This window comes from Pseudomonas sp. KBS0707, assembly GCF_005937945.2.
GTDB lineage: Bacteria > Pseudomonadota > Gammaproteobacteria > Pseudomonadales > Pseudomonadaceae > Aquipseudomonas > Aquipseudomonas amygdali.
Genome location: NZ_CP041754.1, coordinates 5527035 through 5551044 on the forward strand (window position 1 = coordinate 5527035; position 24010 = coordinate 5551044).

General features: G+C 57.9%; 21 protein-coding genes, 2 tRNA genes and 3 pseudogenes. 14 read left to right on the top strand and 12 right to left on the bottom strand.

What is annotated here, in order from left to right; genetic code table 11:
- From mutY to FFH21_RS26530, 3 genes are all read left to right on the top strand, one after another.
- On the top strand, window positions 1-1068 hold the full coding sequence (gene mutY, locus FFH21_RS26520) for an A/G-specific adenine glycosylase (protein ID WP_004655089.1): 1068 nt from the start codon (window positions 1-3) through the stop codon (window positions 1066-1068).
- Window positions 1065-1337 carry an oxidative damage protection protein gene (locus FFH21_RS26525; RefSeq protein ID WP_002555777.1) on the top strand — a complete coding sequence of 91 codons (273 nt, stop codon included), beginning with the start codon at window positions 1065-1067 and terminating at the stop codon, window positions 1335-1337. The genes mutY and FFH21_RS26525 overlap by 4 nt, the downstream gene beginning before the upstream one ends.
- A gap of 101 nt (window positions 1338-1438) precedes the next feature.
- Window positions 1439-1514, top strand: a tRNA-Phe gene (locus FFH21_RS26530).
- 90 nt (window positions 1515-1604) lie between these two features.
- Here the strand turns inward: FFH21_RS26530 and FFH21_RS30710 are convergent.
- Window positions 1605-1822, bottom strand: a pseudogene (locus FFH21_RS30710) (type II toxin-antitoxin system ParD family antitoxin).
- A 13-nt stretch (window positions 1823-1835) separates the two neighbouring features.
- Entirely contained in the window at window positions 1836-3095 is a 1260-nt protein-coding gene (locus FFH21_RS26540) for an IS256-like element ISPsy17 family transposase (RefSeq protein WP_004666928.1), read from the bottom strand.
- Window positions 3096-3422: 327 nt separating this feature from the next.
- Between FFH21_RS26540 and FFH21_RS26545 the strand changes: the two genes are divergently transcribed.
- From FFH21_RS26545 to FFH21_RS26555, 3 genes are all read left to right on the top strand, one after another.
- Complete coding sequence (locus FFH21_RS26545; RefSeq protein ID WP_004655093.1) at window positions 3423-3701, top strand: hypothetical protein; 279 nt, start codon at window positions 3423-3425, stop codon at window positions 3699-3701.
- A 313-nt stretch (window positions 3702-4014) separates the two neighbouring features.
- Window positions 4015-5361 carry a PAS domain-containing methyl-accepting chemotaxis protein gene (locus FFH21_RS30895; protein WP_004663222.1) on the top strand — a complete coding sequence of 449 codons (1347 nt, stop codon included), beginning with the start codon at window positions 4015-4017 and terminating at the stop codon, window positions 5359-5361.
- A gap of 141 nt (window positions 5362-5502) precedes the next feature.
- Window positions 5503-5988, top strand: a complete 486-nt coding sequence (locus tag FFH21_RS26555; protein ID WP_004655099.1) for a hypothetical protein — start codon at window positions 5503-5505, stop codon at window positions 5986-5988.
- A 47-nt stretch (window positions 5989-6035) separates the two neighbouring features.
- On the opposite strand, the gene gabP is transcribed toward FFH21_RS26555, so the two are convergent.
- Window positions 6036-7427 carry a GABA permease gene (gabP, locus tag FFH21_RS26560; RefSeq protein ID WP_004663235.1) on the bottom strand — a complete coding sequence of 464 codons (1392 nt, stop codon included), beginning with the start codon at window positions 7425-7427 and terminating at the stop codon, window positions 6036-6038.
- Window positions 7428-7952: 525 nt separating this feature from the next.
- Between gabP and FFH21_RS26570 the strand changes: the two genes are divergently transcribed.
- The 5 genes and pseudogenes from FFH21_RS26570 (at window position 7953) to FFH21_RS26590 (ending at window position 12224) form a co-directional block, all read left to right on the top strand.
- Window positions 7953-8726, top strand: coding sequence for an ABC transporter ATP-binding protein (locus tag FFH21_RS26570; RefSeq protein WP_011169804.1), 774 nt, complete (start codon window positions 7953-7955; stop codon window positions 8724-8726).
- Window positions 8727-8739: 13 nt separating this feature from the next.
- Window positions 8740-9504: an ABC transporter substrate-binding protein gene (locus tag FFH21_RS26575; protein ID WP_011169805.1), complete on the top strand. Its 765-nt coding sequence runs from the start codon at window positions 8740-8742 to the stop codon at window positions 9502-9504.
- 66 nt (window positions 9505-9570) lie between these two features.
- Window positions 9571-10265 (top strand): annotated as a pseudogene (locus FFH21_RS26580) (ABC transporter permease).
- Window positions 10262-10951 carry an ABC transporter permease gene (locus FFH21_RS26585; protein WP_002555785.1) on the top strand — a complete coding sequence of 230 codons (690 nt, stop codon included), beginning with the start codon at window positions 10262-10264 and terminating at the stop codon, window positions 10949-10951. The pseudogene FFH21_RS26580 and the gene FFH21_RS26585 overlap by 4 nt, the downstream one beginning before the upstream one ends.
- Before the next feature lies 1 nt (window position 10952).
- Window positions 10953-12224 carry a methyltransferase gene (locus FFH21_RS26590; protein WP_004655114.1) on the top strand — a complete coding sequence of 424 codons (1272 nt, stop codon included), beginning with the start codon at window positions 10953-10955 and terminating at the stop codon, window positions 12222-12224.
- A gap of 295 nt (window positions 12225-12519) precedes the next feature.
- On the opposite strand, the gene FFH21_RS26595 is transcribed toward FFH21_RS26590, so the two are convergent.
- The 3 genes and pseudogenes from FFH21_RS26595 to FFH21_RS30725 form a co-directional block, all read right to left on the bottom strand.
- Window positions 12520-12843, bottom strand: a complete 324-nt coding sequence (locus FFH21_RS26595) for a DUF6124 family protein (RefSeq protein ID WP_004655116.1) — start codon at window positions 12841-12843, stop codon at window positions 12520-12522.
- A gap of 432 nt (window positions 12844-13275) precedes the next feature.
- Window positions 13276-14289 (bottom strand): J domain-containing protein, encoded by a 1014-nt coding sequence (locus tag FFH21_RS26600; RefSeq protein ID WP_004654112.1) that lies wholly within the window; start codon window positions 14287-14289, stop codon window positions 13276-13278.
- Between the two features lie 411 nt (window positions 14290-14700).
- Window positions 14701-14944, bottom strand: a pseudogene (locus tag FFH21_RS30725) (hypothetical protein).
- Between the two features lie 104 nt (window positions 14945-15048).
- Between FFH21_RS30725 and FFH21_RS26610 the strand changes: the two are divergent.
- The 3 genes from FFH21_RS26610 to FFH21_RS30900 all read left to right on the top strand — a co-directional run bounded on the left by FFH21_RS26610 (window position 15049) and on the right by FFH21_RS30900 (window position 16794).
- A tRNA-Thr gene (locus FFH21_RS26610) sits at window positions 15049-15124 on the top strand.
- A gap of 1125 nt (window positions 15125-16249) precedes the next feature.
- Complete coding sequence (locus tag FFH21_RS26620) at window positions 16250-16498, top strand: hypothetical protein (protein WP_041924879.1); 249 nt, start codon at window positions 16250-16252, stop codon at window positions 16496-16498.
- A complete protein-coding gene (locus FFH21_RS30900) occupies window positions 16498-16794 on the top strand; it encodes a hypothetical protein (RefSeq protein WP_011169808.1) in 297 nt (98 codons plus the stop codon). The genes FFH21_RS26620 and FFH21_RS30900 overlap by 1 nt, the downstream gene beginning before the upstream one ends.
- A 1066-nt stretch (window positions 16795-17860) precedes the next feature.
- Here FFH21_RS30900 and FFH21_RS26630 read toward each other — a convergent pair.
- From FFH21_RS26630 to FFH21_RS26655, 6 genes are read right to left on the bottom strand one after another with little or no spacing between them, the layout of a single operon-like run.
- The gene (locus tag FFH21_RS26630) at window positions 17861-18832 is read right to left on the bottom strand and encodes a hypothetical protein (RefSeq protein WP_041924663.1); all 972 of its coding nucleotides are present in this window, start codon (window positions 18830-18832) and stop codon (window positions 17861-17863) included.
- Complete coding sequence (locus FFH21_RS26635; protein ID WP_041924664.1) at window positions 18817-19515, bottom strand: hypothetical protein; 699 nt, start codon at window positions 19513-19515, stop codon at window positions 18817-18819. The genes FFH21_RS26630 and FFH21_RS26635 overlap by 16 nt, the downstream gene beginning before the upstream one ends.
- A complete protein-coding gene (locus tag FFH21_RS26640) occupies window positions 19512-20042 on the bottom strand; it encodes a hypothetical protein (protein WP_011169810.1) in 531 nt (176 codons plus the stop codon). Before FFH21_RS26640 ends, FFH21_RS26635 begins: the two co-directional genes overlap by 4 nt.
- On the bottom strand, window positions 20039-20965 hold the full coding sequence (locus FFH21_RS26645; protein WP_011169811.1) for a hypothetical protein: 927 nt from the start codon (window positions 20963-20965) through the stop codon (window positions 20039-20041). Before FFH21_RS26645 ends, FFH21_RS26640 begins: the two co-directional genes overlap by 4 nt.
- Window positions 20962-21561 (bottom strand): phage tail assembly chaperone, encoded by a 600-nt coding sequence (locus FFH21_RS26650; RefSeq protein WP_041924665.1) that lies wholly within the window; start codon window positions 21559-21561, stop codon window positions 20962-20964. Before FFH21_RS26650 ends, FFH21_RS26645 begins: the two co-directional genes overlap by 4 nt.
- Window positions 21562-24006, bottom strand: coding sequence for a phage tail protein (locus tag FFH21_RS26655; RefSeq protein WP_011169813.1), 2445 nt, complete (start codon window positions 24004-24006; stop codon window positions 21562-21564).
- Between the last annotated feature and the right edge of the window lie 4 nt (window positions 24007-24010).

Below are 24010 nucleotides of genomic sequence, written 5' to 3' on the forward strand. Positions count from 1 at the left end.
ATGCAACCCGAACAATTCTCCAGCGCCGTGCTGGACTGGTACGACCGTCATGGCCGACATGACCTGCCCTGGCAACAAGACATCACGCCGTATCGGGTCTGGGTATCGGAAATCATGCTGCAGCAGACCCAGGTCAGCACCGTTCTGAATTACTTCGACCGCTTCATGGAGGCCCTGCCGACCGTGCAGGCGCTGGCTGAGGCACCGGAAGACGAAGTGCTGCACCTATGGACCGGGCTGGGCTACTACACCCGCGCCCGCAACTTGCAGAAGACCGCAAAAATCGTGGTTGCCGATCACGATGGCGAGTTTCCCCGCGACGTCGAAAAACTCATCCTGCTGCCCGGTATCGGTCTATCCACCGCAGGCGCAATCGCCAGCCTGAGCATGGGTCTTCGCGCGCCGATCCTCGACGGCAACGTCAAACGCGTGCTGGCGCGCTTTACCGCGCAAGAGGGCTACCCCGGCGAACCCAAGGTGGCCAAACAGCTATGGGCCACAGCTGAACGCTTCACACCGCACAGCCGGGTCAACAACTATACCCAGGCCATGATGGACCTCGGTGCCACGCTCTGCACCCGCAGCAAACCCAGCTGCCTGCTCTGCCCGCTGGAACGCAGTTGCGAGGCGCACATGCTCGGCCTGGAAACCCGTTACCCGATCCCCAAGCCGCGCAAGACGGTGCCGCAGAAACGCACGCTCATGCCGATGCTCGCCAACGAAGAAGGCGCGATTCTGCTTTATCGTCGCCCTTCCAGCGGCTTGTGGGGCGGCCTGTGGAGCCTTCCGGAACTGGATGACTTCGATGACCTGCAGCACCTGGCCACGCAACACGCACTGCAATTGGGCGAGCATCAAGAATTGCCGGGGCTGATCCACACCTTCAGCCACTTCCAGTTGAGCATCGAACCCTGGCTGGTCAAGGTCCAGGAGTCCGCCGATCACGTGGCCGAGGCCGACTGGCTCTGGTATAACCTCGCCACCCCGCCACGCCTGGGCCTAGCTGCCCCGGTGAAAAAGCTGCTCAAACGCGCAGCCGACGTATTGAACGCAGGAGAGTCGTCATGACCCGCACCGTAATGTGCCGCAAGTACAAAGAAGAACTGCCCGGCCTGGAACGCGCCCCATACCCTGGCGCCAAGGGCGAAGACATTTTCAACCACGTCTCGCAAAAAGCCTGGGCCGACTGGCAGAAACACCAGACCCTGCTGATCAACGAGCGCCGCCTGAATATGATGAACGCCGAAGACCGGAAATTCCTCCAGACCGAGATGGACAAGTTTCTCTCGGGCGAAGAATACGCCCAGGCCGAAGGCTACGTACCCCCCGAAAAATAAAGCGTTTCACGCAGTGAAGGTCGTAAGCGTCGGTAATAATTCAAATTTTTTAAAAAACACGCTTGACGACCTCCTGAAAAACACGTCTAATGCGCCCCGTTGCCCAGATAGCTCAGTCGGTAGAGCAGGGGATTGAAAATCCCCGTGTCGGCGGTTCGATTCCGTCTCTGGGCACCACCTTTCGTTTTCAGGTGATGCCAAGCACACCTGAAAGCACACAAGAAGCCCGCCTCGTGCGGGCTTTTTGTTGTCTGGGCGAAACGATACTCAGCCATTCGCCTTCAACATTCTCCGTTTGAATTCATCTACGCTGAATGGACGAGGCGCCCCGCTGGACTCGCCTTCATCAGCGCAAGCCGGGTGGCTTCGATGTCTGCGCTCCGGGCCTGTTCGCGACGAATCAAGTCGCGAATATGTTGGCTGTCGCTGGTGTACGTGGGAGTATCAGTTTTTTTGTGTTCGGGCTGGTTAGGGCCTGCCGTCAGGCAGGCCCTTGTTTTACCAGCTCGGTCTGGTAAATCGGTCTCCGTACAGGATCGCAAATTGATTCATTGCCACTTTCCAGTCGTGTGCCGCATGACCCCAGTTGGCGGTGATGTTGCGCAACCCAAGCCATATCAGTTTCGTCGCAGCCTCATCGGTCGGGAAGTGCCCTCGAGTCTTGATGATCTTGCGTAACTGGGCATTGATGCTCTCGATGGCATTGGTCGTGTAAACCACTTTGCGAATGCCCGCCGGAAAAACAAAAAACGGTATAACCCGATCCCAGGCGCGACGCCATGCAGCAACTACAGTCGGATACTGCTTGCCCCAGGGGCCCGCTTCAAAGGCGTTAAGCTCTTGCTCAGCCACATCGGCATTGATCGCCTGGTAGATCGGCTTGAGTGCTTTGGCCAGTGCCCGACGTTTATCCCAAGCGGCATAGTCCAAGCTGTTGCGGATCAGATGCACGATGCAGGTTTGCAGCGTCGTGGCAGGAAAAACCGCCCCCAACGCCTCCGGTATTCCTTTGAGGCCATCCGTGACGGCGATCAGAACATCTTCAACGCCACGAGTCTTGAGGTCGTTGAACACCTTCATCCAAAACTTGGCACCCTCGGTGCTCTCGATCCATATACCCAGAATGTCGCGCGTGCCATCAGGTAATACCCCCAGCGCCAGATAAATAGCCTTGTTGCACACTAACCCCTCGTCCCGGATTTTGACCCGTAACGCATCGAAGAAGATCACCGGATACATCGGTTCCAAGGGTCGTTGCTGCCAAGCGCCCACCTCTTCCATGACCGCATCGGTGACTGAGCTGATGAAGTCATGGGACACGTCAGTTCCATACTGCTCAGATAGAAAAGCGCGGATCTCACGCACCGTCATGCCCCGGGCGTACATGGCAATTATCTTGTCGTCGAAGCCTGTAAAACGGCGTTCGTGCTTGGGAATCAGGATCGGGGCGAAGCTACCATCGCGGTCTCTGGGGATATCCAGGCGAAGCGGCCCGTCGTCGGTCAGAACCGTCTTGCTGCTTTTGCCATTGCGCTGATTGGTCGACTCCTCAGGGCGCTCCGCGCCCTGAGGGTAACCAAGGTGGTGACCCAGCTCGGCGCCTAGCGCACGCTCGATCAGAGCCTTCTTGAACGCCATGGACGCGTCTTGAATGGCTTCGGCGCTCATCGGGCCTTTAACAAACTGCTCGATCAGCTCTTGGGGAATCGAGGGCAACTCCCTCGCTGTTGCATTGGCGGACTTCTTTTTGGTCGGCATACATGCACCTCTAGCTACATGTTATGCCCGAACACAAAATTTCTGACAGTCTCGTGTACGTGCCCACTTCAGTCTGCGCGCTTGTCAAGGTGCCCTTTTGATCGGTCATCCGTACGGTCTCCATACTTGAACTCCAAAATCGGTTATCGACTGCGAGAGGCCTTCTCCTGGAAGAGGCATGCTCATACATGCGTTACGCAGCGCGGAAGCCCAGAGCTTCGAGCCCCTCAAGACCAGCCATCCAGAGCCCTGCCGCCCCCATCCCGTTGAACTAATTTTCCCTCCCCACCATCGAAGCCATACATTTGCTTCCACAAGGAAAATTACGTGCTCAAGTTTACTGCCTCCGCCCTCATCATCGCCGCCACTCTGGGTCTGGCTGCCTGCGACAGCAAATCCGAACAGAAAGCACAGGACGCTCAGGCTCATCAGGAGAAATCCCAGGAGAAAATGGAGTCTGCCCAGGACAAAGTGAACGAGGCTGCCAAAGAGAACACCGAAGCGGCCAAGGACAAAGCTGCGTCCAAGGAAGCGGCTGCCGAAGAATCGAAGACCTTCGTGCCGACGTCCGAAGTGACCAACACCATCCAGCCGGAAAAAAAGTGAAAACAGTGAATACTCTTCACAAAGTTTTCACAGCGGCCGCGTCATTGTAGAGCTGCTCCCAAGTGTGAATCCTTAAGCCCGCTCCCCCCATCGCGGGCTTTTCTTTGCCCGGAATTTGACGGGCAGACCGCTTTTCCAGATATCTGTGCACTTATAGTCAATGTATTTTTCTTTGACCAAAAACTGCACTTTTTTGACGCCAATAAATCTCTTCATTTATCCAGTCGATTGTTGCGATGACTCGTTCATGTCGCAGCTTTTCGAGCCGATACTCTAATCACAGCAAGTCCACAAACACACCAAGGGGCAGGTTATGTTCGGAAACAAGAACAAAGCTGAACTGACAGCCATGAAGGCCGAGGTAGATGGACTCAAAGGACTGACAAGCGCACTGGAAAAATCAATGGCGGTGGTCGAGCTGGGTCTCGACGGCAAGATCCTTCGTGCCAACGATAACTTCCTTGCAGCGATGGGCTACCGGGCCGATGAGCTGGCCAGCAAGACGCACCGCGACTTTTGCGAGCCGGAGATGCTCCGCAGCCGCGAATACGCGGACCTGTGGGCGTCTCTGAAGGCTGGCAAGTTCATCTCCGGCACCTTCAAGCGCATCGACAAGAATGGCCGTAGCGTCTGGCTGGAGGCAAGCTACAACCCGGTGACCGATACGCAGGGCAAAGTCTTCAAGGTGGTCAAATATGCTCTGGACGTCACCAAACGCGTAATGCTCGAAAACGAGACCAACAGCAAGCTGGCAGCAGTAGACCGGGCCATGGCTGTTTGCGAATTCGAGCCCAATGGCAATGTGATAACCGCCAACAGTAATTTCCTGAACGTCATGGGTTACGCACTGAACGAGATCAAAGGTAAACACCACAGATCGTTCTGCGAACCGGCACTGGTCAACAGCCCGGAATATGCCGAATTCTGGCGCAAGTTGAATCAGGGCGAGTTCATTGGCGATCAGTTCAAACGCCTCGGCAAACATGGCCGGGTTGTCTGGCTGGAAGCAACGTATAACCCGGTTTTTGATGTCGACGGCAAGCTCTACAAGATCGTCAAGTTTGCCAGTGACATTACCCAGCGTGTCGAAAAGCAGGAAGCCGATGCGCATGGTGCGTCGCGTGCTTACCATATCTCGGCAGAAACCGAGAAAGTGGCCGAACAAGGAACCCTGGTCATTCAGGAAACCGCTCGGGAAATGCGCCAGATTGCCGAAAACATCGGCGCGTCGGCGAAGCTGGTGAGCCAACTGGGCGATCGCTCCGAGCAGATCACCGCCATCGTCAATACCATCCGCGGCATCGCCGACCAAACCAACCTGCTGGCGCTCAACGCTGCCATCGAAGCGGCACGGGCGGGTGATCAGGGTCGCGGGTTTGCCGTGGTGGCAGACGAAGTCCGGCAACTGGCCGGACGTACCAGCGGCTCTACCACCGAGATTGCCGAAATGATCGGCAAGATTCTCGCCGAAACACGTGAAGCCGTGGCGAGCATGGATGCCACGCAGGAAGGTGCCATTCGAGGTGTGACACTGGCCGATCAGGCCGGACAGGTCATCGTGCAGATCCGCGACGGCGCAAGCGATGCGGTCGAGGCCGTGAACATGTTCGCCACGCGCATGGATGAAGCCGAAGCGTTTGCAAAGCCGGGCAAGCGATGACGATCGTGTAACACCCAGCACATCAAAACCCGCGTCCTGCGGGTTTTTTATTGTCCAGAGATTACGGCCAAGCCTTGGTTATCCAGCCCGTCTGCGCTTCAATAGCGGCCATCGCATTTCACGCCAGCCAAAGGACCGCTCATGGCCTCGCCAGACAAGCAGCAAAAACGTGCCAAGCGCGCAAAAATCAAGGCCAAGCAGAACCGTTCGGGCAAGGGCACAACCAGCCTCGTCCACCCGGTGTTTGCCTCTGAGCTGGTCAATCTGCCGTTTGATGACGTCGAACTTGATCTAAACACGTTCGACTTCAAAGACATCGTAGAGAACGGCTTCGACCCGGCCGACTATGATGATCTCTTCGTGGCCATGAAAGCCGCCGAAGCCATCAGCCAACTGGCGCTGTGCGTCGTCTTCCTGCAGTACCCGGTGCTGGCACTGGTCGTTTCCGAAGAGGACGAAGACCCTGCCACGGACTTCATGATGGGTCTGCTGATCGTGTACCGCGCCATGTACCACGATGAAGACGAAGACACGGCGATCGAATGGATCGAAAGCCCTGCCTTCCAGAAGGATTACACCCTGGCATCCGATCTGCTGATGAAACGAGACACCAAGGCCGCACGCTGATCGAGACCGTGCCGACGCAGAGCGTCAGCACGATAGTCAGCGGCCAATCAACCCAGCGCAGCAGCGCCCACACGCCCGGCTTTGCGGCGGCGCGAAACCAGCAGGCCAGCACTGATCACCAGCAGGCTTAGCAGGCCGGTGGCGATGATTTCGACACGGTGCTCTTCCTGGATCAACATGATCGTCAGCACTGCAACGATGAACGCGATCACCGCCCACGTCAGCCATGGGAACAGCCACATCTTGAAGTCGATAGCCTCGCCTGCAGCAATGCGCTTCTGGCGCATCCGCAGTTGCGACACGGCAATCACCAGATACACCAGCAGGGCAATGGCACCAGAACTGGCCAGCAGGAAATCAAACACGGCAGCCGGTGCGATGTAGTTAGCGAACACGGTCAGGAACGCCGCGGCAGTCGACATGATCACTGCCCAGTAAGGCGTGCCGCCCTTGCTGGTGCGCTTGGACAATGCCGGTGCATCGCCGCGCTTACCGAGCGAGAACAGCATGCGTGATGCGGTATAGAGCGCCGAGTTCAGACAGCTGGTCACAGCAACCAGCACCACCAGATCGACAATCAGCTTGGCGTTCGGAATACCCATCGCATCAAGCACGGTTTGATACGAACCTACCTCGGCCAGGCGCGGGTCGTTCCACGGCACCAGCGACACAACGATGAAGATCGAAACCAGATAGAACAGGAAGATCCGCCAGATCACCGAGTTGGTGGCCTTGGTGATCTGCTTGCCAGGGTTCTTGGACTCCGCCGCAGCGATGGTCACAATTTCGGTGCCCATAAACGAGAACATGGTGGTCAACATCGCCGCCAGCACCGCGCCCATGCCGTTTGGCAGGAAGCCACCGGTATCAAACAGATGGCTCACGCCACTGACGTTACTGGTGGGCAGCAGGCCAAAAATTGCCGCAACACCCAGCACCACGAACGCGATGATCGCCACAACCTTGATCAGCGCAAACCAGAACTCGAATTCGCCGTAATTCTTCACACTGAACAGGTTGGTCGCGGTCAGCAGCAATGTGATGACCAGCGTGAACATCCAGATCGCGATGTTCGGGAACCAGGCATGCAAAATGGTCGCGGCGGCATTGGCCTCCAGCGGGATCACCAGCACCCAGAACCACCAGTACAACCAGCCGATGGTGAAGCCGGCCCAGTGCCCGATAGCGCGGTCAGCGTATGTTGAGAACGAACCCGTGTCTGGCGAGGCAACGGCCATTTCGGCCAGCATACGCATCACCAGCACCACCAGCGTACCCGCAGCGGCATAGGCCAGCAGCACGGCAGGGCCTGCCTCGGCAATCGCGTGGCCGGAGCCGACGAACAGACCGGCACCAATAACGCCGGCAATCGACAGCATCGTAATGTGTCGCGGTTTCAGCCCTTGTTCGAGCTCGGAAGAGTTAGCGGTACTGCTCATAAAACCACCTGTGCAAGACGAGCGAGGCACACCGAAGCGTTACGTAAAAAGAAAGCTACGGTGCCGTTCTTTATTATTGACGCAAGAATTGCGCCAAAATATTTCGAAAACGACGTCGCTTAGAGAATACGAGGCCTGTGGCTTAGCCTGTGAAGCATGCAGGGTGATGGCTTTTATACGCAGCCTGTAGGACTTGTTACCAAACGCCTCAGATTCGTCTACATGCACGCACCAAAAATGCCCCAAACCTTCCTAAAAGCGCAAACATGGTGCAGAAATCAGACCGCCACTCAGCAAATGCTACTTCCAACACCAGGCCAAAGCTGGCAACATCGCGCCTTTTTCGCGCACGTCCCTGCTTTGCAGGGCATGGTGCTTGCCTTCATGCGACCGTCCGCTGCCCGGATGAGACAACCCGTCGAGCGCCTCCACGCTCGACACAATACGTCGATGGTTGTCCTTTAAACGCTGTGCTAGCTTGGCGTTCGCTGGCAGCCAGCGCGCACACTTCAACGAGGACCCCACATGGCCGAGGCCACGCCCGCCCTGGAAATCCGCAACCTGCACAAGCGCTACGATCAGCTTGAGGTGCTCAAAGGCATCTCGCTGACCGCCCGCGACGGCGATGTCATATCGATCCTCGGCTCATCCGGTTCCGGCAAGTCCACGCTGCTGCGCTGCATCAACCTGCTGGAAAACCCGCATCAGGGGCAGATTCTGGTGGCCGGTGAAGAGTTGAAGCTCAAGGCTGCGCGCAACGGCGACCTGATTGCCGCCGATAACCGGCAGATCAACCGCTTGCGCAGCCAGATCGGTTTCGTATTTCAGAACTTCAACCTGTGGCCGCACATGAGCGTGCTCGATAACATCATCGAGGCCCCGCGTCGCGTTCTGGGCCAGAGCAAGGCCGAAGCCATCGAGGTGGCTGAAGAGCTGCTGGCCAAGGTGGGTATCGCCGACAAACGCCATGCCTACCCTGCGCAGCTCTCCGGCGGGCAACAGCAGCGCGCCGCCATCGCGCGTACACTGGCCATGCAGCCGAAGGTCATTCTGTTCGACGAGCCGACCTCGGCCCTCGACCCGGAGATGGTTCAGGAAGTACTCGGCGTCATCCGCGCACTGGCTGAAGAAGGCCGGACCATGCTGCTGGTGACCCACGAAATGAATTTTGCACGTCAGGTATCAACTGAAGTGGTGTTTTTGCATCAGGGAATGGTCGAAGAACAGGGCACACCGCAGCAAGTATTCGAAAACCCGCTGTCGGCAAGGTGCAAACAATTCATGTCGAGTCACCGCTAACGGAGCAACACCCATGCAGTCGTACAAAAAGATCTTGCTGATCGCAGCGGCCACCCTTGCCTTCAGCGGCAGTGCCTTTGCTGAAACAATGAAAATGGGCATCGAAGGTGCCTACCCGCCGTTCAACAACAAGGACGCGAGTGGACAGGTGGTGGGCTTTGACTATGAAATCGGCCAGGCCCTGTGCGCCAGGATGAAGGTCGAGTGCGAAGCGGTGACGTCAGACTGGGACGGCATCATCCCGGCGTTGATGGCCAACAAGTTCGACTTCCTGATCTCGTCGCTGTCGATCACCGAAGAGCGCAAGCAGGTGGTCGATTTCACCAACCCGTATTACTCGAACAAGCTGCAATTCATCGCGCCGAAAACTTCCTCGATCGACGTATCGAGCACTGAAAAAGCCAAAGAAAGCCTTGCCGGCAAGTCAGTGGGTGCACAGCGATCGACACTGGCCGCCACCTGGCTGGAAGACAAGCTCGGGATCATGGACGTCAAGCTCTATGACACTCAGGAAAACGCCTTCCTCGACCTGTCCTCCGGTCGCGTCGACGCCATGCTGGCCGACAAATACGTCAGCTTCGAGTGGCTGAAAAGCGAAGCGGGTCAGAACTTCGAGTTCAAGGGCGAGCCTGTCGTTGAAGACGACAAGATCGGCATCGCCGTGCGCAAGGGTGATGATGCCCTGCGCGAGCGCTTGAACGCGGCCCTGAAAGAAATCATCGCTGATGGCACCTACAAGAAGATCAACGACAAGTATTTCCCTTTCAGCATCCTCTGATTCACCTGACCGCGTCGCCGCCGCTTCCTGTCGAAGCGCGGCGACCGGCCCTGACAAAGCCTGCCCATGAACATTGATCTCCACGGATTCGGCCCGGCCCTTGCGGCTGGCGCGCTGATGACGGTCCAGCTTGCACTCTCGGCCCTGTGCCTGGGGCTGATACTCGGACTGCTCGGCGCCTTGGCCAAGACCTCGCCCTACAAGCCTCTGCAATGGCTGGGCAGTACATACTCGACCCTGGTACGCGGCATTCCCGAACTGCTTTGGGTGTTGCTGATTTACTTCGGCACCGTCAACGGCATGCGCGCTCTGGGCAAACTGTTCGACATTCCTGACCTGGCCCTGAGCGCTTTCTCTGCCGGGGTCATCGCCCTGGGTATTTGCTTTGGTGCCTACGCGACCGAAGTGTTTCGCGGCGCGATTCTGGCCATCCCCAAAGGTCATCGTGAAGCCGGGCTGGCGCTGGGCATGTCACGCTCGCGCATCCTCTTCAAACTGGTCCTGCCGCAGATGTGGCGCATCGCCCTGCCCGGCCTGGGCAATCTGTTCATGATTCTGATGAAAGACACCGCGCTGGTCTCGGTGATCGGCCTGGAAGAAATCATGCGCCACGCGCAGATCGCCGTGGGCTTCACCAAGCAAGCGTTCACCTCTACATGGTCGCGGCCTTCATGTACCTGGGCCTGACCGTGCTGGCGATGGCCGGCATGTACTTCCTTGAGAAGCGTGCCAGTCGCGGCTTTCTGAGGAGCGCGTCATGAACTGGGAAGTCATCATCAAGTGGCTGCCACGCCTGGCACAGGGCGCGACCCTGACCCTTGAGCTGGTGGCGATTGCCGTCATCGCCGGGCTGATCCTCGCCATCCCGATGGGCATCGCCCGTGCATCGCGTCACTGGCCGGTACGCGCCCTGCCCTACGCCTACATCTTTTTCTTCCGCGGCACACCGCTGCTGGTGCAACTGTTTCTGGTCTACTACGGCCTGGCGCAGTTCGACGTGGTGCGTCAGGGGCCGCTGTGGCCATACCTGCGTGACCCTTTCTGGTGTGCGGTTGTCACCATGACCCTGCACACCGCCGCCTACATCGCAGAAATCCTGCGCGGCGCCATTCAGGCCGTGCCGGTCGGTGAAGTCGAGGCTGCGCGGGCGCTGGGCATGTCGAAATGGAAAGCATTGTTCTACATCGTCCTGCCCCGCGCGGCACGTATCGGCCTGCCTGCCTACAGCAACGAAGTCATCCTGATGCTCAAGGCCAGCGCACTGGCCAGCACCGTCACCCTGCTGGAGTTGACCGGCATGGCCCGCACGATCATCGCCCGCACTTACTTGCCGGTAGAAATTTTCTTCGCCGCCGGTATGTTCTACCTCGTGATGACGTTCGTGCTGGTACAAGGCTTCCGCCTGCTGGAAAAGCTATTGCGTGTAGACGCCAGTCAGGGGCGCTGATATGAAGGGTGCTGGCGTCGACCCAGTCAGCACCTTGCCCCGCGAGGCCGCCACTATGCCCACTGAACCTTGCTTGCAGGATGAACACCTCGGCAGCCACTTTCGTGCGCTGGACAGCTTTCTGTTCGCGCATCAGGCCTTGTGGCGGCCCAAGCCGTTCACGCACCTGCGTCTGCCGTGGGAAGACAAATATCCTGACCTCGCAAACTGGCTGCGGCAACGCACGCTGGAACAGGCCGAGACCGCGCATAACCACCCGGAACAACTCGACGCGCCATTTCCGTTCCCGCAACTGGCCGCCGAGGCCGTCGCCCTGAGCAATGTAGCGGAACTGCCTTCATATCCTCTGGAGCCAGTCGATGCGCGCATGAGTGTCGACGTGCCGGGGCGCAAATGGCAACAGATCGAAGCCTTCGCCAGCCATCTGGACAGGCGTGATACCACCACTCACTGGCTGGACTGGTGCTCAGGTAAAGGCCACCTGGGACGTCGCCTGACCGGGCGCGGTCAGCGCCTGACCTGCCTGGAGCACGACTCGGCGCTGATCGAAGCAGGCCTGGCACTGAGTACGCGGCAAGGCATCGACGCCAGGCATGTGCAGCAGGATGTCATGGCCGACGACGCCTGGCGCTGCCTGCAACCCGAGCACACGCCTGTGGCGCTGCATGCCTGCGGCGACCTGCACATTCAGCTGATGGAGCTGGCAAGCCAGACCGGCTGTCGGCACATGGCAATCGCGCCATGCTGCTACAACCGCACCCGGCACGACTTGTATCGACCGCTGTCCAGCGACGGCAAAACATCGGGTTTGAAGCTGTCGCGAGACGAACTCGGCCTGCCACTCAGCGAAACCGTGACGGCTGGCGCTCGCGTGCGTCGTCAACGCGACACCTCAATGGCTCGCCGTCTGGGCTTCGACCTGCTGCAGCGAAGCTTGCGCGGCATTGACGATTACTTGCCCACGCCCTCGCTGCCGACTTCCTGGCTGGACGCGTCCTACGCGGACTACTGCAATCATCTGGCGCGACTGAAGAATCTACCGGCACCGGGCCAGCAGGACTGGGCTTCTCTGGAAGCCGCTGGCTGGAAAAGGCTGGCCGAAGTGCGCAACCTGGAACTGATCCGCGACCTGTTTCGGCGTCCGCTGGAGATGTGGCTGGTGCTCGACAGGGCAATGTATGTCCACGAGCAGGGCTACAGCGTCAGCGTTGGCACTTTCTGTGACAGCCGGATTACACCACGCAACCTGCTGATTCTGGCTCGAAAATCGTGACCTAAATCGATTGAGCAACCTGTGGATAAGTCTGTTGATGAAAATGTGGATGAGTGCGTTAAAGCTTGGCGCGCCAGTTACTAAAGCCCCTTATTTTTTCCCGCAATCCTTTCCGTACCCCGCAAAAACAATGCCTTGCGGCGCATCAGGCCAATGTGCGCACATCTGGTAACGCGCGTATTTTTTTATCAAGCAATTGTGCATAAAGATTTGGTAAAGGCTCTGGGACAAGCCTTTTACCTGGCTCAATCGTGCACACGCAAGTGCCTGTGCACGACTTGTTTAGTGCGAGGTTTCAGACCTCTTCGACACACTCCAGCGAGCGCTCGACCATGACTTTGGCCATTTCCAGCATGTGCATGGAGGCAAACGCCAGGTCGCGTTGCGCACCGGCCAATTCATCGCCCAGTTCGTGGGCAGTAGCCGATGCACAACGCAGGAAATCCAGCGCATGCACCAGGGTTGCTTCCAGGCTGATGAAGTCGAACTTGCCGTCGTGGGGTTCTTTGTCAGTGCGGGGGATTGGCAGGTAACACGCCATGGCGCGCTTGACGACCGCCTTGTCGAAGATTGGCGCGGTGCTGGACTGTTTGGGTGGGTCGGGGGTTATTTTGACCATGCTTAGCTCTCTCCTCAATGGAACTGCCACTGGGGTCGCGACTAAACGAGTGAGGTGGCAGCTGTGCGAAGGTTAGTCGACCGGGAGCTAAGACCGGCGCACCCAAAGGTGCCCTCGCGCACAGCCGCCATAAAGTGCAGGAAGAAGACCTGACCAAAACAGCGACGCGATACGCCTTAACTCAAATCCGGGCGACTAAACCCGATCGCTGATATGCAGCGACGGGCGGAGATTAGAAGCACACATCGAGAGGCGCAAGCGGTCGGGGATTCTCTCGGAAATGTCCTTCAAAAGAAAGAGACCAAGCCTGCAAAAACCGGCCTGAAAGCGTTGCAAAAGATGATCTCTGCACACAATTGCCGAAGCCCGTAGGAGCGGACTTGTCCGCGAAGACTTAACAGACGACGCCGCACTCACGTCACAGCCCAACCGCTAAAACTGATCATCCTTCAACCGCGCAAACGGCACACTGCGGTTCTGCAACTTGCGCAACGTCAGCTTGTACGCACTGGACTTGATCTGACTACCCATCGGCGTCTCCTCCAGCAAGATCCGACCCGACGCAAAGGCACAACCCGTGCTCATCATCTTGTACTTGAGCAGATACAGCCCCGGGTCCATCTTGGCGAACGTAAACACCGCACCGGCCGGCACGAACGCATGCCGAAACGCCCTGCGCCCCACCGCATCCGTGACCTTGGCATACACCGCCGACTCGCCGGCCGAGTTATCCACAGTGATCTGCGACCAGCCGTTGTCCTTGAGCAACGGCATATCTTTCACGTAACCCGCCTTTTCCGGCCAGGGCGCGCCCATCGGATCCAGCGCGGGCACCTCACACTCGGACGTTACCGCATCAACCGGCTTGGCTGGACTGGCCACAGGCTCTTCAACCGGTGCGGCGGGCGCTGGCTTGACCCACGTCTGCGCCACCGGCACCGGCTCGGCTGGCACAAACGCCTTGCCAGCATCCCGGTCATAACCCATCCACGCCCCGGCTGCGCAAAACACCACAAACACCAGCGCCCAACGCCACGCACTGCGGCGACGCTTGTCACTGGAAGGCGATGAAGAGGAAGGAGAAGCCTTGGGCGCCGGGCCCGTCCGAGCGGCCCGAGAGGGCGTTGCAGTGGCAGTAGCAGAGTTTGCGGCGTATACATGCACCGCCTGCACACCCGCCGCACGCGCCTGCTTGCGCCGCAACGCGTCCATACGAGCTTTGTGCTCATCGGCAGCAAGCTGCGCATCATAAGCCGCACGCCGCGAAGGGTCCGCCAGCACATCATGAGACGCGTTGACCACGCCCATCATGTCCGAGGCATAAGGGTCGGAATTCCTGTCCGGGTGCAGCTTCTGCGCCAGCTTGCGATAAGCCTTCTTGATCTGCTCAGGAGAGGCATCGCGAGCAACACTCAGCAGCTCGTAATGCGTGGGCGTTCTCTGCATTGCACTTGCTGTCCATGGCTGACTGCCATTTTTGATACAGATGTATCGGCCAAAAAGCCCATATCTCCAGTGCAAATGCAACGCAACAAGAACCAGCCCACAAGAAAATGCCCGAATCCAGAGGATCCGGGCATCTCTTGAAACATCGATGAAGCCTTCGTGAGCGTCCAGACGCACATTCATGCGATTCAGACAGCAATCCTCAGCCCCACCTTGCGCAAGACCCGACAGGCCAGACGCAACTACAAATATCCTTCAACAACTCCTCAGCGAATGACCAGCCTGCGGCAAACAAAACCCCAAACCCGGTTACGATCCATCGCATTACTCATCAGATAGTCCTTTATCTGCTGGCTGAAAAGCTAACGTCCCGTGCTACTGACTCAGTAGCCTGGGCCGTTGAGAACAAGCCTATGCAAAGCCCTCCCGCCCTGCAACTGCCCAAAAATGGCGGGGGTCGGATGGGTGCCTGTTCACGCACCAGATAGCCATCAACGCTGGACGCATCGGTTTGAACGAACAGGTTAAAAATCCATCGCTTTGTCAGGTACAAGCTGCGCGTGCCAGAGGCGAAATCAGCATTCAAATGCGCAGTGCTCACACACATCAAGCAGACCATTCCGCCAAAACCAACAGAAACGTCCTGCACCACCACCCGCCCGCATCCCACCCAAAGCGCCAATGGTCGATTTTTTTCAACTGAATCAGACAGCTAGGCTTTACAAGCTCATCAGAAGCTATATACTCGCAGCCCATTACGCCGGTATAGCTCAGTTGGTAGAGCAACTGACTTGTAATCAGTAGGTCCCGGGTTCGACTCCTGGTGCCGGCACCATATAAAAGAAGGGCTTGCAGCGATGCAGGCCCTTGTTTTTTCCCCCAGACGTAATAAGCCACGTAACAAGTCCACCGATCGGGCCTGTCTTACGCGCTCCACGTCGAGCTCCAACCGCAGCTACAGACGCTCATGAGCAGTAGCGCGAGACCCTGGCCAACCGCTCGGACAGGGTACCCCGCTCAAAATCTGAGGGGGGTCAGAAAAAAGGTAATATTAGTAATACGGCTCGGGAAAAATGGCTGAAGCCCTTGCAGGCCGTGGCTTTCAGCGTTTTCGGGCAAAGGTAATATTGAAGCGATACAAAGGCGATAATATTACCTTTTACTAAAGCTATATTTTCATTTCCTAAAACCCAATGAATCCGGGGGTTTCAGGAAAATATTACTTTTCATATCGCTTCATATTACCTTTCGATGTAATACGCGCAGCCCAGTAAAACCGTGGCCTCCAGCCTAGGTTCGTGGGTCATATAGCTAATATCGCTCTTTTTGAAAACACCCTCCCATACCTGAGATTCGATCTCATTTAAAACGGTTTTTTTCAAAACGCCGACTGCAGCGGGTTAAGGTCTTCAGGTCGTCACCAGCACGTGTAACTGTGTGCAACGTCCAAAGCATCCTGAGTGCGGCTATAGACCCCGTCCTGCGTGCGTTGTAGAGGTTTGACCTGATCTGGCTATCGATGCCTTGGTGCGCCGCTTCAGGACTGGTGTCGATTTGGAAAACCACCATCCTCCTCGGTTTTCCAACTTTTCACCCAAGCGGGCCGAGCCCCCGAGGTTTGCCACCATCTGTACCGCTCCGTCGCTCACTGTGTAAGGCGCTGACATTTTTCTGCATAAGCTTGCACGTTGTGCAATTGCCCCTCCCCTGCGCAACCCCACGGCTGGCCTGGGCTGGGGTAGTGCTTTCATCGCATCTGGATTTGCACAAAAAACGGACGCGGAGCCCGTCGGCGGGAGGGGGATAAGTGCTTTTCCTTGAGTTTTTTTATTCCTAGGCCAATTTTCCGCCGAAGCCCGGATTAGCTGAGACTCAGTCCTTCCATCGGAGAGTTGTGGCGAAGCCAAAGCACGCGATTGTACTGTACGCACATACAGTTAAATTCGGAGGGCAGACGGTCATGGCAGTGGTTATCGCAGAGAAAAAAGCAGAGGTTGATGCATGGGTCGCGTTGCTTGAGGACAGCACCGCGTTGCTCGCTCGTCCAGGAGTCCATCACAAATTGTTGCTGCAACGTGCTTGCGCTCTGCATACCTCGAAAATCGTGAACGCAGAGGAGTACAGCGACATGCTGGAACTCGCTGACGGAGCGCTCGCCTATGCAATTGAAGAGCAGCTTTACCTCCCCCCATCAGAAAGTGCCGCCTGATGCAGGTCTTGGTGATTCCAATGAGGCACAAGGGCGTAGCGCTGGAACCCAGAGAGAGGGAGCGTTACGAAGCGATACTAGGGAACGTGGTAGTCCGATCGACTCACTGCAAATATTTAGGCAGGCATGCAAACATTGCCTGGCTTGAGGCAGGCATGCCAAAAGAGGGACAGCGGCTCCCAGAGCTGCTGGACGTCACGTTGGCCACAATGGCCCACAATGGGTTTGTGCTCAGTGGTATTGAATACGTCGACGGCTGTGCCTACGCGCAGGCTTGGTGGTGCAGGCACCTGTGATATCAGCGCTCTGATCCACACCTGCAAACCTAGCCTGTTGAATGCGCAGGAAGCACTAGGCCAAGGCGACATTACACGCCAGACCAACCGCGGTGTGTTAAGAGTAATTGATTCAGTGGTGCGGGACAGAGATAACAGAACCCACCTCCGCCCCGCGATTGATCACAGCTCTTTGATGATGCCGTACAAGCGTAGCGACCAATAAAGCGTCTGCAAGATCCGGATCAAGTCTTCGTGGAAAAATCGTTTCACGTCAGTATCTCCTGTGTGGATGGACAGCAACACAAACTTGCTGTGAAAGCGTTTAAGCCGTCACCGCCTACGCGCACACGAAAACTTTCGCTGACATTTGCGATATCAGTTGAGTGTCAGTTTCAATATTTTAAAGGCGAATTACTTATGCGACATGCGTATTCGCATGTTGACGCGCCCGTGCGCTGGCCATACGCTCAGAGATTCCTAGGTTCCAAGATGCATAGCTGTATGGGTGACGGGAAGATCGTAACACAACAAATCTCTCCCGAAACCCTCCTCTCAGGCCCGCCACTGCGTGGGCCTGAGTCGTTTTAGCGACCCCTCAGTAAAATCTCACCCCACGAAAACCAAGCATTTCTGGGTCATTGATCAAATTTGATCATCGGGCCTAAGACTCTTTGCTCTGAGCTATGCGGCTAATCTCTCAGACGAACGGTTTAGATCCACTCTCAGACGTTTTGAAAATTAGATTAATTGGTCAACATTAGTAAACACAATAAACACTTTCGGAAAGCCATATGCTTCTTTCGGAACAGCATGGAGAACCAACGTCACTCCAGACGCGAAAGGTTAAGTTGACTGCTGAATCAATAGATAAATGAATAGATAGACCAATAGATAAAGCGATACATAGCCCCATACATAGACCAATAGGAAAGCGAACGGGTGACCCAACAGAAAGCCACGTTGGCTCCGCTGGTTGAGTGATGAGATAACCCAGTGCCTGCGATAAGGTCTTTGAACTGCGTAGCAAATGCCGGACAGTGCCCTTTATGCTCCCCAGGCACCACCTCTTAAGGAATAGGCTCTCTCAGAGCGTTACTGGCTTGAGCTTCGCTGACAGTAACGCTGCTTTCGTCGCATCAGCTGTGAACGCGGCTGCGTTGGCAGGCACCGGCGTCGCGCCATGGGTATGCGCAGCGAGCTGAGAGTTCATGTCCTGAACCAGATCAAGCAGGTCACACACGACCTGAAAGATGTTCACGCCTCCAGACCCAACCCAGTTTTTCGGAGCCTGCAAACGCTGGCTTTTACTGGTGATGCTTTCACGCAGGCCCTGAATCCGTTCGTGCATGTCGCCACCCACCGTGACGTTGTGCTTCTGGCCGACCACCAGGTTCAGATCTCGACCGGTTGCCTGGTGCAAGTCGTCCACTGCCGCCAGGCTCGCGGATCCGCCTGACAACAGCTTGAGCGCGCCCAAAGCCTCGATCTTTTTTACGCCACCCACTGACTCAATCGAATGGTCATCCACCTTCCTGGTGTGGCTCTGGAAGCTTTCGGTGTTCGTCATGGCGTCGACTTCGCGCTCGATCGCCTGGTCCTGGATTTTGCCGTCGGTCTTGCGCAGCCAGTTGCCGTCCGCGTCGACGCGCTGCTGCACGGCATCACTGTGCTGCCACACCTGGTCGCCCTTGGGCACCTTCGGCAGTGTCAGGCCGTGCGGCAGGATCGTCTGAATGTAAGGCTTATGTGGCAGGCCGTAGGCGAAACACACCACTACGCTGGTGCCCTCCTCCGGAAACGCAAAGAACCCCATTTCATCGCCACCCACCGGCATGGGCAGCGGCACGCCGGCCAGTACCGGCAAAGTCGTGTCGATCTCACCATCTGGCCCCATCACCTGCAGGTCGACCGAGAAGCGCGGTCGGAAGTCGTCACACAGCCCGGCGCTGGCCGGCGCATCCGCTACGGCCACGACCTTGGCGAAGCGAGGCAAGTGATAGCCGCCGGTGAGTTCAGGGAATTGTCGTTCTACGCTGCGCTTTATTGCGTCGTCCATTTGATGGCCATCTGTGTGCCGGCCAGCGTCACGTTCGTGATCCGCTCGCCCTGGTTGATTGATACGCCTGGTCGCAGGCCTGGTAAGGCCGCGATCATCGCGCTTTGGCTGCCCTGATAACCGTCAAAAAGGTTAACCGGCAACTGCAACGGCGACCGAGCGCCGAAGAAACTGTCAGCCCACGCACCGACGTAGATCTCGCCGTCGCCCTGTTGCTGCCAGATAAAGTCCTTGATGCCAAACACCCGCGCCATGCTGTCCAGCGCCTGGTATCCAGCGGCCAGGTTGTAGAAAAACGGCGTCTTGACTCGTGTGTAGGCCTGATCCGGAACCCGGAAACGCAGGCCGGTCTTGCTATCGATATCAGCCAGCACAGCGCGCAGATCCACGTGGCGCAGGTTCATGGGCAACGGGTTGGCCAGCACCGCGGCTAACTCACGACACAGCACCACCTGCTCGATCCCGTTGGTGGCGGTGCAGCGTTCGACGTAGCCAATGAAATGACGCTGCAGGACCGCTTCGTTGTAGCCGATATCGAACGTGACCAAACCTTTGACGGTGGCACCGGCCTTGATTGTGAACGTGGCACGGCCCGGGCTCTTGAGGTCCAGACGAACATCGTCGTTGATAAGCGGCATAGTCACTCCGCCGATCGTCAGCACCTTGTGCAGTTTCATGCTCATGGCGTGCCGCCCAGATAGGTGTCCACTTTCTTGAGCACCGCTTCAAAGCCTGTCAGCTCTTCGGGCGTGCCCGATCCGCTGCCTGCAACACCGTCACCTGGTGCTGACTGGGACGTTACGCCGTTGCCGGCGCGCCGGTTCTCGACCTTCTCAGGGTTGGATAGCTTCTCGCTTAGGGTGAACTGGACGATCCATTGGGCCAGTGTGTCGTCCTCGCGGGCGCTGACCCCGTCAGAGAACGTCACCTGCCGGATGCCAAAGGCCTTGGCCGTGTCGTTCACGATGCGGTAGGTCTGGAGCTGGCCACCGCCTGCAGTCGCCTCGGCCAGGCGCATGATCGTGCGCAGGTCCTCTAGGGCCTTGTAGGGGATTGTCAGCGCCACGGTCAGCGTCTTGGGTTTGAACCCCTTGTGCGATTTGTCGGTTGCCGATGTCTGGCCGCCCAGCTCATCGGCCTCGATCTTGAGGTTGGCCGTCAGCTTCATGCGGTGGCCGACGATCTGCTCGCCATTGAGTAGCAGCCTCATAGGCCCACCAGCTCCTGGACAAAGCTCAGGCTCTCTGCAGATCCCACCAGCAGCGCGCCGGCACAGAGCGGCCATTCATGGCCCGGTGCTTCACCCTCAAGTAGTTCTCCGCGCAGTTGGCCCAGGTCACCCGGTCCCAGCATCCTGGACTGTATCGATACGTCGTCGGCACTGTTAGTGAACTGGGCTTTCAGATCGGCCAGCTGCTGCTCGCGCTCTTGTACCTGCGCCTTCTTCCGCGCCTGCAGATCTGCAAGGTCCGCCATGGGCGAGCTGTCGGCGGCATAGCCCTCCAGTACAGCCAGCTGTCCGGCCATGGACTGGCTGGCCAGCTTGGTGATCGGGCACCGCTGCAGCGGCAATTGGCTCCAGAGCGGCATTTGCCCGGCGATCGGCATGACCCACTTTTCCACCTCCAGCTTGGCCAGGTGTTCGGCCCGGCGTTCGGCGCGTACCAGGTCAGGCATAGGCAACACCACGTTGAAGCGACCCAACGTCGCGGCAAGCTGGTCCAGGCGCGTGGCGAGGAATATCAGTACCAGGGCGCTCTGCTGGCCTTGCGGGCGGACTGCGTCGGTCGTGTCAGTCAACTTGTCGGCCAGCAGCTGTAGCAGGTTAGGCGCAGACAGAAAGCGTTGGTGACCACCGCTGCCCTGCCCTATACCGTGCTGGAATGGCGTCACCACGATGCACGACGGGACGTTCTCGAACTGGTCCGCCAAGGCGGTACGGCCGGCGCTGATCGCCGCTTGTGCAGCTCCGCCGATCCGCCCCGGGCTGGTGGTCGCGATGCCGGCTAGCTTGGAGACTCGCTCTCCAGTGCTGAGCATTTCGCTCTGAATGAGATTGCGAGCGCCGGCCATCTGGTCCATCCACTGAGTGGCTTGTGCCGGCCAGCGAAACTTGATGTTGGTCCAACTCATGGCAGCACCAACCAGGTCGGGGCTGATGGGCGGGCTGAAATGTCAGGAAACGACGAATGCTCCGGCCAATCACGCAGCGCGCCACGATAGGCCTGCAGCGCCCTGTAGTGTTCCACCGACAACGTCGTTGCCTGCCCCGCTTCGAGCTCGTCACGGTGACGGCTGACCATCCCATCGGTCTGTTTGAGCTGATAGTCCCGCCAGCAACGATCATTCTCGCGCAGCGTCTCGATGCTGGGAGCAAACGGCGCAATAGCAGCAGGTCTACCACTGTCATCTAGGTCGATACGCATGCCGTTGCTCTGTGCCTCCAGTAAGGATTGGTAGTGCTCTATGCTGATCTCGATCAGATCGCTCGCCGGGGGCAGCAGGCATTCCGGATTGTCGACGGTAATCTGCGGCACCGGGACGCCGAGGTCATCGATCTCGATCATCGGCACGGACTCCTCCTGGCTGTGGTCGCCCGGGATGTATGCGGGATCCGGGACCAGGATCTTCGGTCGTTCGAAGGTTGGGTCATCGATAGTGATGGTTCGGGGGCCGTGGCTCGCGCTGCTGTAAAACCCGCCCGACGGGCGACCGTAAAAGAACTCCATTTATTTCCCCGTTACGCGGTAGTGGATGGTGATGGGGGTGTTGCTTGGGTTACTGCCGGCAACGCGTTGAACGCGTACGGTCATGGCGCCCAAGCCAGGGCTATGAAACCCCACCAGGTTCTCGGCAATTTCAGTGGTCTCTCCGACCGCCTCAATGCCGAACGTCACAGAGTGGAACGCGGCCGGGAACGACATCGGAAAATAAATCCCCGCTTCCGCCACTGCCCCGACGTCATTCGGCGATACCAGCGTGACTCGCCCCCACTGCTCGATGCGACCGGTGTCAGCATCTTTGTGCCAGCCGTTGACCTCAACTGAGGCAGTGTTTTTCGGCCGGTTGGCTTCGGTCCAAAAACGGTACCGAGCGTTACCCGCTGACCAGCCACCGAACGCAAACTGGTTGTCCGTGTCCAGACCAAAGAACGTGCCGTAGGACCCGCCCCGATGAAATGTAATCACTGCTGCAGCGGCCGGGTTATTGCCGTTCGTAATCCCCAGAGGGGCGTGGCCTTGGGTGTAAGCACCCGCCGCTGCCAGCGAAGGAACCTGACCGAGGCTGAATGCGGTGTAGCCGTTTTCACCCGCGAGCCACACAAAACGCCCATCTGACTGGCTGGCGGTATAGGCGTCGGTGATGCCATAGCCACCGAGGGTGGTGGCGACGTTGGCTTTGCCGGCAGGATTGAAGTTGCCCGAGTGGTACAGCTTGTACTGCGGCTGGCCAGGGTCAGATCCGCCCAGATACAGCTCATTGTCAGTTTGTAGCCCAAGCATCCGCGCCACACTACGCGAAGAGGCATGAAAGGTAATGGCTGGGTGCAAATCCGAATCGAGAACCAGACCCGCAGATCCCCAATCGCCGAGTTGAGCATCTGCTTTGCGGCTGTACAGTCGGCCGGCCACCGTGCCGCCGCTGGTCGACAGTTTCCCCGCCAGGGCATTGGTCATGCTCGTGGCAAAGTTGGGATCGTTGCCCAGGGCCGTCGCCAGCTCCTTGAGGGTGTCGAGCGCCGCCGGCGACGAGTCCACCAGGGCGGCGACCACCGAATGCACAAAGGCAGTGTTCGCGGCCTGCTGGTCCTTGGTCGTGGCCGGTAGCGAAGGCACTCTGACCGGGCCGGTAAATGCTGCCCCCGCCAGATTAGCTTTAAGGGCCGGATTGAAGTTACCGGTGTCCCACGGCTCGCGGCCAAACAGATACGCACGCTGGTTGGCCAGATCCAGGTTCAGCGGATCCGGTACGCCTGTCGAAAAAATACGGAACGTATGGTTATACACATCAGCAAAGACGGTACGTAACGTCGTCGCCCAGCGCACCTCTGGCGAGTCACTGCTACCGTTATTAAGCACTATGGACTGCGTAGTGTTGATCGTACCCGTGACATCCCCACCGTTTTTGTTGAGCTTGGTGTCGACTAGGGCCTCGAGCAGTTGGCGTACAGCTACAACCATTTTGGTGGTGGCCAACACTTGATCACTATTGCTGGTTGGATCACTGCTGATCGCGTTGGGAACCTGGTCCAGCTTCACGTCATCTTTAGTGGTGGCACGGGCGCGCAGATTGGGATAGTCACCAACCCGGGAGGCCAGGTGTTTGATCAGTTCAGTGATGATCGGCTCGACGCTGCGCAGATCGGTAATCAACGATGAGGTGGGCAAGTCGGCCAACGGCACCAAGTAATGGCGTGCGCCGGCACCGTCGTTGTAATCCACCTTGTCCATGCCAAACACCACTTGGAACGTACCCACCACGTCGCTGTGATCGCGCTGCAGAGACACATCCAGCCAGGCGTTGTTGGGCACCGACGGCACGACGACCGGCAGGACGGCTGTCGACTCAAGACGAATTCCTTCGACATAAGCCACCCCCGCCTTGAGCTGGTAGGTGCTACCGACTTTCTCCAGTTTCAAACCGCTATCAAAGAAGCAGGCACGGCCAAACATATCGCGATTGCTCAGCCGCTCGCGTTCGTCGATGCCTTTGAGGCGTACAGTGAAGTCGTGCTGCCAGGTGCTTGCATCGATCTTGATGCCGGTCAGCTGCTGGGCACCGTCGAACACCACCAGGAAGTTGCGCGTCACGTTGTTGCCGATCTGGTCAGGCAGGACGTTCTTGCGCTTTTGTTGCAATGGCACGTAGGCCACCGACAGCAGCACGTCTTCGCTGGTCTCCAGGCCGATCCAGTTCCAGTCGAAGTCACCGATATCGGTGCCCATCAGGAGGCTGTACACCACCTGGTTAGGGTTCACATAGCCCTGCTGGGTGATGTTTGCGGTGTAGACGATCTGGGCCGCTGGCGGCTTCACGCCGGCGCGATTGACCGGGCCGCTCACATTGAGGCCGGGCACGTTGGCCAGCACGAAGCGGGCCACGGTCAGCGGCAGGTTGTCCGCTTGTTTCTGGGCGATCAGTTTCTCGCCGGCGAGGGTAATGCTTGCAGCCATGAGG

What these genes read in the sequence shown, in the direction of transcription:
- mutY (WP_004655089.1), top strand. Translation starts at nt 1, where the DNA reads ATGCAACCCGAACAATTCTCCAGCGCCGTGCTGGACTGGTACGACCGT.
- FFH21_RS26525 (WP_002555777.1), top strand. Translation starts at nt 1,065, where the DNA reads ATGACCCGCACCGTAATGTGCCGCAAGTACAAAGAAGAACTGCCCGGC.
- FFH21_RS26540 (WP_004666928.1), bottom strand. Translation starts at nt 3,095, where the DNA reads ATGCCGACCAAAAAGAAGTCCGCCAATGCAACAGCGAGGGAGTTGCCC.
- FFH21_RS30895 (WP_004663222.1), top strand. Translation starts at nt 4,015, where the DNA reads ATGTTCGGAAACAAGAACAAAGCTGAACTGACAGCCATGAAGGCCGAG.
- FFH21_RS26555 (WP_004655099.1), top strand. Translation starts at nt 5,503, where the DNA reads ATGGCCTCGCCAGACAAGCAGCAAAAACGTGCCAAGCGCGCAAAAATC.
- gabP (WP_004663235.1), bottom strand. Translation starts at nt 7,427, where the DNA reads ATGAGCAGTACCGCTAACTCTTCCGAGCTCGAACAAGGGCTGAAACCG.
- FFH21_RS26570 (WP_011169804.1), top strand. Translation starts at nt 7,953, where the DNA reads ATGGCCGAGGCCACGCCCGCCCTGGAAATCCGCAACCTGCACAAGCGC.
- FFH21_RS26575 (WP_011169805.1), top strand. Translation starts at nt 8,740, where the DNA reads ATGCAGTCGTACAAAAAGATCTTGCTGATCGCAGCGGCCACCCTTGCC.
- FFH21_RS26585 (WP_002555785.1), top strand. Translation starts at nt 10,262, where the DNA reads ATGAACTGGGAAGTCATCATCAAGTGGCTGCCACGCCTGGCACAGGGC.
- FFH21_RS26590 (WP_004655114.1), top strand. Translation starts at nt 10,953, where the DNA reads ATGAAGGGTGCTGGCGTCGACCCAGTCAGCACCTTGCCCCGCGAGGCC.
- FFH21_RS26595 (WP_004655116.1), bottom strand. Translation starts at nt 12,843, where the DNA reads ATGGTCAAAATAACCCCCGACCCACCCAAACAGTCCAGCACCGCGCCA.
- FFH21_RS26600 (WP_004654112.1), bottom strand. Translation starts at nt 14,289, where the DNA reads ATGCAGAGAACGCCCACGCATTACGAGCTGCTGAGTGTTGCTCGCGAT.
- FFH21_RS26620 (WP_041924879.1), top strand. Translation starts at nt 16,250, where the DNA reads ATGGCAGTGGTTATCGCAGAGAAAAAAGCAGAGGTTGATGCATGGGTC.
- FFH21_RS30900 (WP_011169808.1), top strand. Translation starts at nt 16,498, where the DNA reads ATGCAGGTCTTGGTGATTCCAATGAGGCACAAGGGCGTAGCGCTGGAA.
- FFH21_RS26630 (WP_041924663.1), bottom strand. Translation starts at nt 18,832, where the DNA reads ATGGACGACGCAATAAAGCGCAGCGTAGAACGACAATTCCCTGAACTC.
- FFH21_RS26635 (WP_041924664.1), bottom strand. Translation starts at nt 19,515, where the DNA reads ATGAGCATGAAACTGCACAAGGTGCTGACGATCGGCGGAGTGACTATG.
- FFH21_RS26640 (WP_011169810.1), bottom strand. Translation starts at nt 20,042, where the DNA reads ATGAGGCTGCTACTCAATGGCGAGCAGATCGTCGGCCACCGCATGAAG.
- FFH21_RS26645 (WP_011169811.1), bottom strand. Translation starts at nt 20,965, where the DNA reads ATGAGTTGGACCAACATCAAGTTTCGCTGGCCGGCACAAGCCACTCAG.
- FFH21_RS26650 (WP_041924665.1), bottom strand. Translation starts at nt 21,561, where the DNA reads ATGGAGTTCTTTTACGGTCGCCCGTCGGGCGGGTTTTACAGCAGCGCG.
- FFH21_RS26655 (WP_011169813.1), bottom strand. Translation starts at nt 24,006, where the DNA reads ATGGCTGCAAGCATTACCCTCGCCGGCGAGAAACTGATCGCCCAGAAA.